Here is a 12,873-nt window from a genome sequence, read left to right on the forward strand (position 1 = left end):
CGTGGTCGAGCAGGCGCTGAATCCACTCGCGGCGGATTTCCCGATCCGGGCAATTGGCAAGGATCGCTGCGTCTTTCAGGGGAATGTTCACCTGATAGTAGAAGCGGTTGGCGACCCAGCCCTGAATCTGCTCGCGGGTCGCGCGGCCTTCGTACATCGCCACGTGGTACGGGTGGTAGATGTGGTAGTAGGCGCCCTTGGCGCGCAGGGCCGCTTCAAATTCGGTGGGGGACAGCGGGGTGTCGGTCATTGCGGTTCTCCGGGGAACAACCGTTGGATTCTGTGGTGTCTGTCAGGACGTCATCGCTGGCAAGCCAGCTCCCACAGGTTTTGTGTACGCCACAGATCCAATGTGGGAGCGAGCCTGCTCGCGATAGACCGCGCAGCGGTCTCGATTGCTTAAAGCACGATACTCATGCCATCAAACGCCACTTCAACATTACGCCGCACCAGCTCCGCACGCTCCGGGGAATCCTCGTCGAGGATCGGGTTGGTGTTGTTGATGTGAATAAGTACCTTGCGCTGCTCGGGCAACTGCTCCAGCACTTCGAGCATGCCGCCGGGGCCGTTCTGTGCCAGGTGGCCCATCTCGCGACCGGTGCGGGTGCCGACGCCACGGCGCTGCATTTCATCGTCATCCCACAGCGTGCCGTCGACCAGCAGGCAATCGCTGTCCGCCATGATTTCCAGCAACGGCGCATCGACCTTGCCCAGTCCCGGCGCGTAGAACAGCTTGCCGCCGGTGCTGAGGTCTTCAACGATCAAACCGATGTTGTCGCCCGGATGCGGATCGAAACGGTGCGGCGAATACGGCGGCGCGGCGCTGCGCAACGGTAACGGTGTGAAACGCAGGTTCGGGCAGGCCGCTACGGTGAAGCTCTGGTCGAGCTCGATACGGTTCCAGTCCAGCCCGCCGTTCCAGTGAGTGAGCATCTTGAACAGGGGAAAACCGGTGCTCAGGTCTTCGTGAACCATGTCCGTGCACCAGACCTGATGCGGGCAGCCTTCGCGCAGGCTGAGCAGGCCGGTGGTGTGGTCGATCTGGCTGTCCATCAGGATGATCGCGCTGATGCCGGTGTCGCGCAGGGCGCGGCCTGGTTGCATCGGGGCGAAGCTTTGCAGTTGCGCGCGGATGTCCGGCGAGGCATTGCACAGCACCCAGTTCACGCCGTCATCGGAAATGGCGATGGACGATTGGGTGCGGGCCTTGGCGTTCAGGCTGCCGTCGCGAAAGCCTGCGCAGTTGACGCAGTTGCAGTTCCACTGCGGAAAACCGCCACCGGCGGCCGAACCCAGAATCTGGACGAACATGAACGCTCCATCATTTCAACGCGGAAAATAAAACGCCTCGGCGAGCCGAGGCGTTGCACTGCGATTCTGCGTAAGCAGAACTCAGCGGCTGGCGAAGTACATGGTGACTTCGAAGCCGATACGCAGGTCGGTGTAAGCAGGTTTGGTCCAGGCCATGAGATGTCTCCTTCTGAGGGTTGGGATAGCGCTATCCATAGGTATAGTCCACGGCAGCGCGGTGATGTTCCAATTAGTTAGGCGGCTATGTTACTCAAAATTTCAACGCCGTGACCCGTGAATCTTTGAGAAAGCTCCTTGCAGCCTCGGTAATGATCAGTTTGTCGCTGGCCACGGCGCGTCCGGCATCGATTCATTGGCCAGGCAATGCCAGCCGCCCTCGGCATTGATCAGACGCTGCGCAGCATCGAGCAAAGCCTGACGATTCAGCTGCTGGATCGCCGCGACCAACTGCTCACGGTAATCCGACGAATGGCCAGCGAGTTTGCCCTGCCACAGCAGCTCGGCAGCATCCTTGGTGGACAGCGTGGCGTCGTCGAACTGATCGGCAAGACCTTGGCGCTGTTGCTTGAGGCTTGCGTCATCGAGCGTTTCGATCAACGCGGGGATGTTTTTCAGGAACTCTTGAATGTGTTCGAGCAACTCGGCGGCCGAAGTCGTCGGCGATTGCACGCCAAAGACAATCGCGGTCCTGCCGTGCAATTGACGCAGCGCGCTGAACACGGCGTACCCCAATTGCAATTCGACACGCAGGCGCTGGTAAAAAGGCGTCTGGCACAGCTGAGCCAGAAGGCGCCATGCAGCTTCATCAGCGATGTCGCGGCTGGCAGTCGGGCAGACCAGCAGCAAGGCGTGTTCGCTGGAGGCCGTGTTGATCTGGCTCCATTGATACTGGCCTTGTGTGGTTGGCATGACCGGTAGCTGAGTGTCCGGTGTGCCGGGAATGCGGCTCAGCGCCAGGCCCGAGGCTGATTGGGTTTGTTGGTTAAGGCCTAGAGCGAGGCCGTCCCAGCGCGAAGTTGTCCACAGCTGATTGGCGTCATCGCTGGTTTCAATCGTGGGCAGGGATTTCTCTGGCAACGCTTCGAGTAGTTGGCGGATCGGCATCGACGGTATCTGCACCGCGTCGCGCGGCGAATCGGCGTCGATCATCGTCAGACATTTCAGCGCATGCTCGAGGATGCTGGGCATCGGTTCCTGTAATCCGCTCATTTTCAGCAGGCATTGGTTACCTGCGGCGCTGAAAGACAAGTCCACTCCGGCTTCGGACGCATCCTGTCGGGTCTGGCGCAGACTGCGCTGCAATCTTGCGCGCAGATCTGCGCTGGCCGCCGCCTCGACCTGCCAGCGCAGATAGATCGCGCCTTCATCGCTGTTGTCCGGCAGCGCCTGACTGAAATGCATCGGCGATCGTTCGCGACGGCTGCGCGAGCGATCCTGGGCGAACGTGCGCAGGCCACGGTGGGCGCTGGTCTGGCCGCGAATCAGCCCGGCGTTGGCCAGCGGTTCACTGGCGCGCAAGAAAGGATTGGCGGCGGGCAGATGCCAATGATCGCTGAAGTTATCCACAACGCCGATTTCGCGAAGGACGTGCTCAAGTGCGGCAGCGCCGGATTCGGACAGGCCGAATGCTTGCTGCTCGATGTCGGTTCGCGCCAGTTGCAACGCGCCGCTGACTTGCTGCTGGCGCTGAAGCAGGGCGGCGTATTCCTCGCGCAACGGCTTCCAGTCCTGACGGGCGAAGAAGCTCAGCCAATCCAGCAGGCGTTCGCGAATGGTATCCAGGCGGTCGCCGTCGGCATGGAATTGAAGATGCAGCAGCGCTTGGCCGGCGAACTGGTAAAGCGGCGTGGCTTTCAGGCTGTCAGCCAGATTCTGTTGATGCAGGTAGGCGAGCAATCCACCAGGTTTTGCGCTATTCAACCAATGACAGAGAAAAGCCATCGCCTCGGCGGATGACTCGGGCAACGCGTCGAAAGCAAATAACAGGTTCGTGTGAGCGCCGACCTGTTGATAACTTTTCACTGCCAACGGTGGCGGTGCGGCCTGGGCAACTTTATCCCCAACCGGCAACACCGCTGCGAATTGCTGCGCCAGCTCCCGAAGCTCATCGATACTTTGCGGCCCGACCAGACTGAGGGTCATTTGCCCGGTTCGATAAAACCGCTGATGGAAGTCTTGCAGCGCCGACTGAAACCCTGGCGATTCGACCTGCAAGCTGTCCCGATTGCCCGCATGAAACCCACGCAACGGGTGCTGCGTGGGTAAACCTTCATACAGGGCAAACTGCTGCTGTGCTGTCGGATCCTGCGACCAGGCGACAAACTCCGCCTGCAGCACTTCTCGTTCACGCAGTTGATCGTCCAGATTCATACGTGGCCGGGCGAGCATGTCTGACAGACGCTCGAGCCCCGCGCTGAAGGACGACACAGGCAACTCGAAGAAAAAGTCCGTGGTGCGCTCGCGGGTGCTGGCATTCACCTGCCCGCCGTGACGTTGCACGTAGGCCATCAGCCCTTCGTCTGTGGGAAAACGCTCGGTGCCGAGAAACAGCAAATGCTCGAGAAAATGCGCCAGCCCCGGCCATGCCAGCGGCACGTCATGACTGCCGGCCGCCACGCGCAACGCCGCAGCGCTGCGCTTGAGACCGGGCACGTGGCGCAGGGTCACGCGCAGGCCGTTGGCCAGGGTTTCAGAGTGGGGGCGGGGATGAGTCGGCGCAGGCATGGGCACTTCCAGAACAGTGAAGTGCCCATGCTAGCGGATTAGCGGCGGTTGAGCGCGCCGTAAAGCTCTGGGCGGCGATCGCTGAGATAGCGATTGGCCTGACGTGAGTCGTTCATCAATTGGCGGTCCAGTTCACCGACGATCAACGCTTCGTCCAGGCCTGCCAGAGCGATACGGCTGCCGTCCGGTGCGGCAATGCTGCTTTGCCCGCAATACTGGATATCGCCTTCATGTCCGCAGTAATTGGCATAAGCCACGTAGCACTGGTTTTCGAAGGCGCGGGCACGCACGGTGACATCGGCGACGAAGTCGAACGGAATCATGTTCGCCGTCGGCACCACGATCAGCTCGGCGCCGGCCAAGGCCAGGCGCCGCGCGTTTTCCGGAAACTCCAGGTCGTAGCAGATCAGGAAGCCGAGCTTCCAGCCGTTCAATTCAACCACCGGCAAGTCGGAGTCACCGGGGCTGAACATCGACCGGTCGAGATCGCCAAACAGATGCGACTTTCGATAGTTGCACAGGCGCTCGCCGTGGGCGTCGATCAGTTGCACGGCGTTGTAGATCTGCCCGTCGGCGGTGCGCTCCGGATAACCGTAAACGATCGCCAGACCCGCAGCCTTGGCAATCCGGCCGATCTGCTGCGCCCATTCACCGTTGTAGACCTCGGCCAGCGTGCTCACCGCTTCGGCGCCGATGTTGTAGCCGGTCATGAACATCTCCGGCAGCACCAGCAGGTCGGCGCCCTTGGCCTCCATCGCTACCTGATGCAGGCGCTGCAGGTTGGCGGCGGGGTCCAGTGGCAGCGGTGGACATTGGTAAACGGCTACGCGCATCGGGGAATCCTCTTACTCGGGCAGGGCGATAGGGCCGATGTCTTTGAACACATCACCCGGGCCCGGGTTCTCTTTATGTGTCGAGCCGCCGAAATGTTTCATGATGCCCCACACCGCGTTGAGCGAGGTCTGCACCGCGCCTTCAACCCACGCGGGCGTCCATGACACATCGTCGCCAGCGATGAAGATCCCGCGTTGCTCGGCCGGCATGTCGTCCTGCATGAAGTGCGCATACATGCGCTGGTTGTAGCGGTAATGGCCGGGCAGGGCGCCCTTGAAGGCACCGAGGAAGTACGGATCGGCTTCCCACGACACGGTGATCGGATCGCCGATGATCCGCGCGGCGATGTCGACTTTCGGGTAGATCTTTTTCAGCGCGTTCAAGGCCAGCTCAACGCGTTTTTCCACCGGATGCGGGAGCATTTTCAACGCGTCGCTCATCCACGAATACGACAAGCAGATCACCCCCGGCTTGTCGTCGCCGTTGTCGAACAGATAGGTGCCACGGGTCAGGCGATCGGTGAGGGTCATGCTCATCACATCGCGGCCGGTTTCCGGATCCTTGTCCTTCCAGAACGGCCGGTCGACCATCACGAAGGTTTTCGACGACTGCATGTAGCGCGTGCGGTCGAGGGCCATCCACATCTTCTGCGAGAACAGGGTTTCGTCGCATTCGATCTGAGTGGTCAGCAGCCAGCTCTGGCAGGTTGTCAGGACGGCGGCGTATTCGCGGGTGTCACCGTTGTTGTCGGTTACGGCGAAACGGCCTTGCGGTGCGTGAGCGATTTTCTTCACACCGGAACGCGGTGCGCCACGGTGCAGTGATTTCAGGCTGGTGCCCGCCGGCCAGTGCACGCAGCGCTCCGGCACATGGCGCCAGATGCCCTGCGGCACCTGCTCGACGCCACCGACCACCAGGTGCTGGTGATCGTCGCAATTGGTCATCACCACGCGGAAGATTTCCAGCATCGAATTGGGAAAGTCTGAATCCCAGCCGCCGGTGCCGAAACCGACCTGGCCGAATACTTCACGGTGCTGGAACGACAATTTGGCGAAGGCTTTCGAGGTGGCGACGAAGTCGTAAAAGGTCCGGTCGTCCCACAGCGGCACCAGCTTGTTCCACAGCTCTTTCAGGCGCGGCACATCGCGATCACGGATGGCTTGCTGGATGTCGGAGAACTGCGAACCGGCTTCCAGCGCATCCGCCCAGGCGTCAGCCACTTCCTGAAACAATGCAGGAAGATCCTTCAGGCTTTCGGCGTAATAGGTTTCGCCTTCCAGATCGATCACGGTGCTACCAGAGGCGCCGGTCAGCGGGTTGGGGAAGGGCTTGGTTTCCAGGCCGAGCTTGTCGACGTAGTGATAGAACGCGGTGGAGGACACTGGAAAGCGCATGCCGCCAAGCTCGGCGACGATGGCGTCGGTGCCGTTGAAGGCTTGCGAGCGCAGACGACCGCCGAGTTTCGACGCCTCGTACACCACCGGCTTCAAACCGAGTTTCATCAGTTCATACGCAGCCACCAGACCGGCAATACCCGCGCCGACAATCGCCACCTCAGCGCCATGGTGCTGCTCGGGAATGCTCCCCAGCCCGGCGGGATGCTCGATCCAGTCGTCAAACGCGAACGGAAAGTCCGGACCGAAAATGGTGACTGGTTTTTTTCCGTCTGCAGGATGGCGATTGTTCTTGTTCATGGCTGACCTTATTGGCGACCCGACGCAGGTTCGCGTCTGAGTATAGGAAAAGATGCCAGCCATTCTAGGGAGCGTGGAGCGCGTTAATAAGACGCAATGTGTCGTCGTTTTGCCTGATTGTTGTGCAGACTGACGATTGTGGGCTGCATACCGACCAAAAAATGGGAGCGAGCCCGCTCGCGAAGCGGCTCAGCCAGAATGCCCGGCCAATGCTCAGACCGGCTGCCCGCGATCAATCTTGCTGCTCAGAATGATCGAAGTCGTGGTTTTCTCCACCCCATCGACGCTGCCAATCTGATCCAGCAATTGATCCAGCTGCTCCGGCGAATCGGTGCGCAACCACGCCACATAATCAAACTCGCCACTCACCGCACACAGCTGCTGCACCTGCGCCATCGCACTCAAACGTCGCAGCACGTCCTTGCCGGAACGCGGCTGCACCTTGATCCCGACGTAGGCTTGCAAGCCACCATCGACCACACGCTGACCCAAGCGCACGCCATAACCGGTGATTACCTTGGCCTTTTCCAGCCGGGCCAGACGCGACGTCACCGTCGTGCGAGCAATGCCTAGCTGACGGGCGAGCATGGCCACGCTTTCACGGGCGTTGATCTGCAGCGCGGCGATCAGCTGGCGGTCGATTTCGTCGAGGATGGGTTGGCGGGTGTCTGGCAAGGTGGGCTCCGGTGGCATGGGACAATCAGGTTAAGGATGTTACAGGGACAATCGCGTTGGGGCTTTCAGCGTTCTCTCAAACGGATTTTCTTGCGCAGTTCCAGAACGTTGCGCCCGCCGAGACGAAACCCAACCACTCGCCCACAAAAAAGCCGCGCATCAAGCGCGGCTTTTCAATTTGGTGGGCCCACACGGACTCGAACCGTGGACCAAAGGATTATGAGTCCTCTGCTCTAACCAACTGAGCTATAGGCCCTCAGTAGGCCGCGGATTATAGCGACGGTTTCGCGGCTGTGCTATCCGAAAAATCCGATACGGTTACATGCAGAAACGTCGCGGCGAATTCCTCCGGGGGCAGCGGCAGGCTGACGATGTAGCCCTGGATCTGTTCACAACCTTCTGCGGCGAGGAATTGTTGTTGCGCCTGGGTTTCCACGCCTTCGGCAATCACGGTGAATTGCATGCTGCGCCCCAGAGCGATGATGGCGCGCACAATGGCTGCGTCGTGGGGGTCGTCAGGAAGTCCGCGGACGAAGGATTGATCAATCTTGAGGATGTCCAGCGGCAGGCGTTTGAGGTAGCTGAGCGAGGAGTAGCCGGTGCCGAAGTCGTCGATCGCCAGTTGCACACCGAGGTGTTTGAGTTGGTGCAGCACCGCCAGCGCCTCTTCGGCCTGACTCATGATGAAATTCTCGGTAATTTCCAGTTGCAGTAAATCTGGCCTGAGGCGGTTGTCCTTGAGCAGTTGTTCGATGCGCACCAAGAGGTTGGGCTGACGCAATTGCGCACCGGCGAGGTTGACCGAAAGCGGACCGAGCGGTTGGTAGATCTCGTTCCACTCGAACATCTGCCGGCAAGCGGTCTCCAGCACCCAGTCACCGATCTGCAGGATCATGCCGTTTTCTTCCGCGAGCGGAATGAAATGCTCGGGCGGCACGTCGCCGAAGGTTGGGTGGCGCCAGCGAATCAGCGCCTCTGCGCCGACCAGACTGTGATCGACCAGGCTGATTTTCGGTTGGTAATAGAGAAACAGCTCATCGCGCTCGATGGCGCGGCGCAGTTCGTGTTCCAGCGCTATGCGCTCGCTGGCTTGGGCAGTGAGGTCGCGGGTGTAGCTTTCAACGCGGTTGCGTCCTTTGGCTTTGGAGCGGTACATCGCCGCGTCGGCGTTTTTCACCAGCGTGGCCACATCGCAACCGTCGCGGGGATAGAGGCTGGTGCCGATGCTGGCGCTGATAAAGAACTCGTGTTCGCCGGCCTGGAACGGCGCACCGAAGCAGTTGAGCAGTTTCGTCGCGATGTTGTCGGCGTCGCTGGCTTGCTGCAAGCCTGGCAACAGGATGATGAATTCGTCACCGCCCAATCGCGCGACCGTGTCGATATCGCGCAATTGTTCTTTCAAACGCACGGCGATGCCCTTGAGCAACAGGTCGCCGACCGGGTGACCGAGGCTGTCGTTGATGTGTTTGAAGCGGTCGAGATCGAGAAACAGCACCGCGCCCTGGCCGCCATTTTCCTGCTGGCTGGTCAGGGCCATTTGCAGGCGACTCTCGAACAAGGTGCGGTTGGGCAAACCGGTGAGCGGGTCGTGGTGGGCCTGATAATCGAGTTTGGCCTGGGCATGCTTGAGGCTGGAGATGTCGGCGAACACCGCGACGAAGTGAGTGATGAACTTGTCGCGATTGCGCACCGCGCTGATGGTCAGCCAGCTCGGGTACAGCTCGCCGTTCTTGCGCCGGTTGGAAATCTCGCCTTGCCAGTGTCCCTCGTCGGTCAATTGATGCCACATCGCAGCGTAGAAAGCGCTGTCATGCAGCCCTGACGCCAGCAAGCGTGGCGTGTGGCCCAGTGCTTCACTTTCGCTATAGCCGGTAATTTCGGTGAAGGCACGGTTGACGGCGCTGATATGTTGTTGGGTATCGGTGATCAACACGCCTTCGGCGGTGCTCTCGAAAACGGTCGCGGCCTGCTGCAATTTTTCCTGCATGAGATGGCGTTCGGTGATGTCGCGGGCGATGGTCAGCATGCAATCCTCGTCGCCAATCGGCAGCGGTCGACTGGACACTTCGCACAGGCGAATCTGCCCGTCGCTGCGACGGATGTGGCATGTGAAGTCGCGGACGAAACCGTCGCGTTGCAGCAGGTCGAGCATCTGTTTGCGTTCGTTGAGGTTGACCCATATACCCAGATCCAGCGTCGAACGATCCACTGACATGGCGCTGTTGAAACCGGTGATGCGGCTGAAACCTTCGTTGACCTCCAGCAGCAGGCCGTCGCTCTGGCGCGACAGCAACAGGCCGTCGGGCGACGCATGGAAAGCCTTGGCGAACTTCTCTTCAGAGGTTTGCAGTTGCTGTTGGGTTTCCTTGAGCTGGCTGATGTCGCGCACCACGACTACCAGCGCCGGCGTGGTATCGAGGTCGAAGGGTTCGGCGGAAATCAGCCCGGTGAACAATTGGCCGTTGTTGCGGCGAAAGGGCATTTCCAGATTACGGATGCTGCCGGCCTGCAAACGCTGCAAGAGGCCCGGCCCGACCCCGGGAATGCCCCAGATATTGAGGTTGGTGGCGGTCTGGCCGATCACCTCCTCGGCCCTGAGGCCGATCTGCTCTTCGAAGGCCTCGTTGACCTCCAGCAGGCAGCCGTCGGACAGGCGCGCAATCACCAGAATGTCCGGGCATTGCTCAAACACCGAAGCGAACTTCTGCTCGGACAGCCGCAGCGCTTCTTCGGTGCGTTTGATTTCGCTGATATCGATCATCAACCCGCGCATCACCGGTTCGTGGCCATGCTCGATCAGGCTGACAATGTCGCGCACCCACAGGCAGCGGCCGTCGGCGGTGATCACGCGATAGTCGACGATGTGATCACGGCCCTGGCGCAGCGCTTCCCTGCAATAGTTCTGCGTGCGGGTCAGGTCGGCCGGGTGAATGATGTTGTGCCAGAAACCCGGAATCAGCCAGTGAGACTGTGGATACCCGAGCAAGTCTTCAGCATGGGGCGAAACATAGCTGTAGGTGAAGTCGCTCATCCGCGCTTCCCAGGCGATGGCTGACAAGCTCTCCACCAGGCCGCGGTAGTGATATTCGCTGCTGCGCAGCTCTTGTTCGAGGTCGATGCGCCGGCTGATTTCCGAGCTCAGGCGGCGGTTGATGCGAATCACCACAGCGAGGATCGTCATCAGCAGCAACAGACCGGGCAGACCGTACATCAGCAGGTCCGACCAGAACGTGCGGTGGTCGAGCACATTGCCGACCCAATGTTCCTGGATGCTACTGATTTCCGCCGGGGTCATGTCGGCGAGGACTTTATCAAGTATCCCGACCAGCACCTTGTTGTCGCGGGGCACGGCCATCGCCAATTGATAGCGATATGGGGTTTCGCCGCTGACGTAGAGGCCGTCGAGCTTGAGCTGGCGCAGGCTCCACACGCTGGAAGCGAGATCGCCGACCACTGCGTCCACTTCATCGGTCGCCAAAGCTTGCAGCGCCGAGCTGACATTGGGCATGGCGACCAGATTCAGATCGGGGTGGTGAGTGCGCAGCAGTTCGTGGGGGGCGTAGTTTTCCACCACGGCGATTTTCAGACCGTACAGGTCGTCGAGTTTGCGCGGCTGGGCGCCGCCGACATGAGCAAGGATGACGATCGGGAAGTCGAGGTACGGCCGGGTAAATGACAGGTAATTCTGGCGCTCCGGCGTGGACATGATTCCCGGCAGCAAATCGATTTTGCCTTTTTTCACCTGCTCCAGCACCACCGTCCAGCTTGCCGGTTCGATCGGCGTCAGCTTGATCGCCAGGCGTTGTCGAATCACGTCGATATAGTCAGCGGCCAGACCCTGATAGCGGTTCTGATCGTCACGAAATTCGAAAGGCGGCCACGACGCGTCGACACCCAGGCGCAAGTCAGGGTGAGCCGCCAGCCAGCTGCGTTCTTCATCGGTGAGAGTCAGCGCGTCAGCCGTGGCGGTGCAGATCATCAATGACAGCAGAAAAAGCACGGGCGCCAGTCTGGGCATAACGCTCTCGTCACGGCTTGGGGATGATTGTTTCGAGTGTAGACGGGGTACGCGGCGGGGAGGGCGGAGCGGGGAATTTAATCTGCCATAAAACAAAACCCCCGGCCTGGGCCGGGGGTTCTGGTATCACTCGTCGAGGAAGGAGCGCAGATGCTCGCTTCGCGTCGGGTGGCGCAGCTTGCGCAGCGCCTTGGCTTCGATCTGACGGATCCGCTCACGCGTTACGTCAAACTGTTTGCCAACTTCTTCGAGCGTATGGTCGGTGTTCATGTCGATACCGAAACGCATGCGCAGTACCTTGGCTTCACGGGCAGTGAGGCCGGACAGCACTTCGCGCGTCGCTTCCTTCAGACTTTCCACCGTGGCGACATCGATTGGCGACTGCATGGTCGAGTCTTCGATGAAGTCGCCCAGATGGGAGTCTTCGTCATCACCGATCGGGGTTTCCATGGAGATCGGCTCTTTAGCGATCTTCAGTACCTTGCGGATCTTGTCCTCAGGCATTTCCATGCGTTCGCCCAGCTCTTCCGGAGTCGGTTCGCGACCCATTTCCTGCAACATCTGCCGGGAAATACGGTTGAGCTTGTTGATCGTCTCGATCATGTGCACCGGAATACGGATGGTGCGCGCCTGGTCGGCGATCGAGCGAGTGATCGCCTGACGGATCCACCAGGTGGCATAAGTCGAGAACTTGTAACCACGACGGTATTCGAACTTGTCCACCGCCTTCATCAGACCGATGTTGCCTTCCTGGATCAGATCGAGGAATTGCAGGCCGCGGTTGGTGTACTTCTTGGCGATCGAGATCACCAGACGCAGGTTGGCTTCAACCATCTCTTTCTTCGCGCGGCGGGCCTTGGCCTCACCGATCGACATGCGACGGTTGATGTCCTTGATTTCTGCGATGGTCAGACCGGTCTCGGTTTCCAGCGCAATCAGCTTCTGCTGGCAACGGATGATGTCCGGCTGCACGCGACCGATGGCTTCGGCGTACTTGCTCTTGCCTTTGGCCAGGGCGTCGGACCAGCTTTCGTCGACTTCGTTGCCCGGGAACTGACGCAGGAAATCGGCGCGTGGCATACGTGCATCACGTACGCACAGCTGCATGATCGCGCGCTCTTGCTGACGCAGACGATCCAGGGCACTGCGCACACGCTCGACCAGGGCTTCGAATTGCTTCGGCACCAGTTTGATCGGCATGAACAGCTCGGCCAGGGCCAGCAACTCGGCAACCGCTGCCTTGTTGTGACGACCGTGCTTTTTCAGGGCCTTGCGGGTGATTTCCATCTGGTCTGCCACGGCGCCGAAGCGCTGCGCAGCGATGACCGGATCCGGACCGCTTTCGGCTTCTTCTTCGTCGTCGGAAGATTCGGCATCATCGTCGTCGGTGTCGTCGTCGGCCTTGACGGCTTTCGGGTCAACCGGCGGCGGCACTTCTGCCGCAGGTGGCGCGATGCCGTCGTCCGGGTCGATATAACCGCTCAGGACATCGGACAGGCGACCACCTTCGGTGGTGACGCGGGTGTACTCGGAGAGAATGTGGTCAACCGTGCCAGGGAAGTGCGCAATTGCGCTCATCACTTCACGAATGCCTTCTTCGATCCGCTTGGCGATTTC

General features: G+C 60.3%; 8 protein-coding genes, 1 tRNA gene and 1 pseudogene. All 10 read right to left on the bottom strand.

The window, feature by feature from the left end; translation table 11 throughout:
• Positions 1-250: pseudogene (locus OQK_RS13505) on the bottom strand (pyrroloquinoline-quinone synthase PqqC); the annotation flags it as partial.
• A gap of 149 nt (positions 251-399) precedes the next feature.
• Positions 400-1,311 carry a pyrroloquinoline quinone biosynthesis protein PqqB gene (gene pqqB / locus OQK_RS13510; RefSeq protein WP_016772875.1) on the bottom strand — a complete coding sequence of 304 codons (912 nt, stop codon included), beginning with the start codon at positions 1,309-1,311 and terminating at the stop codon, positions 400-402.
• Between the two features lie 81 nt (positions 1,312-1,392).
• Complete coding sequence (gene pqqA / locus OQK_RS29295; RefSeq protein WP_003444522.1) at positions 1,393-1,467, bottom strand: pyrroloquinoline quinone precursor peptide PqqA; 75 nt, start codon at positions 1,465-1,467, stop codon at positions 1,393-1,395.
• 156 nt (positions 1,468-1,623) lie between these two features.
• Positions 1,624-4,035, bottom strand: a complete 2,412-nt coding sequence (gene pqqF / locus OQK_RS13515; RefSeq protein ID WP_016772876.1) for a pyrroloquinoline quinone biosynthesis protein PqqF — start codon at positions 4,033-4,035, stop codon at positions 1,624-1,626.
• Positions 4,036-4,073: 38 nt separating this feature from the next.
• Complete coding sequence (locus tag OQK_RS13520; protein WP_016772877.1) at positions 4,074-4,868, bottom strand: carbon-nitrogen hydrolase family protein; 795 nt, start codon at positions 4,866-4,868, stop codon at positions 4,074-4,076.
• Between the two features lie 12 nt (positions 4,869-4,880).
• Entirely contained in the window at positions 4,881-6,563 is a 1,683-nt protein-coding gene (locus OQK_RS13525; RefSeq protein ID WP_016772878.1) for a flavin monoamine oxidase family protein, read from the bottom strand.
• Positions 6,564-6,776: 213 nt separating this feature from the next.
• Positions 6,777-7,238, bottom strand: coding sequence for an Lrp/AsnC family transcriptional regulator (locus OQK_RS13530; protein ID WP_016772879.1), 462 nt, complete (start codon positions 7,236-7,238; stop codon positions 6,777-6,779).
• A gap of 179 nt (positions 7,239-7,417) precedes the next feature.
• Positions 7,418-7,494, bottom strand: a tRNA-Ile gene (locus tag OQK_RS13535).
• Positions 7,495-7,509: 15 nt separating this feature from the next.
• Positions 7,510-11,256, bottom strand: a complete 3,747-nt coding sequence (locus tag OQK_RS13540) for a bifunctional diguanylate cyclase/phosphodiesterase (protein WP_016772880.1) — start codon at positions 11,254-11,256, stop codon at positions 7,510-7,512.
• Positions 11,257-11,382: 126 nt separating this feature from the next.
• Positions 11,383-12,873, bottom strand: a 1,491-nt coding sequence (rpoD, locus tag OQK_RS13545) for an RNA polymerase sigma factor RpoD (RefSeq protein ID WP_016772881.1), incomplete at its 5' end; no start/stop codon positions are given.

The sequence above is a fragment of the Pseudomonas sp. R62 genome (genome assembly GCF_000257605.1).
Taxonomy (GTDB): Bacteria; Pseudomonadota; Gammaproteobacteria; order Pseudomonadales; family Pseudomonadaceae; genus Aquipseudomonas; species Aquipseudomonas atacamensis.

Bases quoted from the DNA above. Each gene is read 5' to 3' on its own strand.
- OQK_RS13540 (WP_016772880.1), bottom strand. From the start codon at position 11,256: ATGCCCAGACTGGCGCCCGTGCTTTTTCTGCTGTCATTGATGATCTGC.
- pqqF (WP_016772876.1), bottom strand. From the start codon at position 4,035: ATGCCTGCGCCGACTCATCCCCGCCCCCACTCTGAAACCCTGGCCAAC.
- OQK_RS13520 (WP_016772877.1), bottom strand. From the start codon at position 4,868: ATGCGCGTAGCCGTTTACCAATGTCCACCGCTGCCACTGGACCCCGCC.
- pqqB (WP_016772875.1), bottom strand. From the start codon at position 1,311: ATGTTCGTCCAGATTCTGGGTTCGGCCGCCGGTGGCGGTTTTCCGCAG.
- OQK_RS13525 (WP_016772878.1), bottom strand. From the start codon at position 6,563: ATGAACAAGAACAATCGCCATCCTGCAGACGGAAAAAAACCAGTCACC.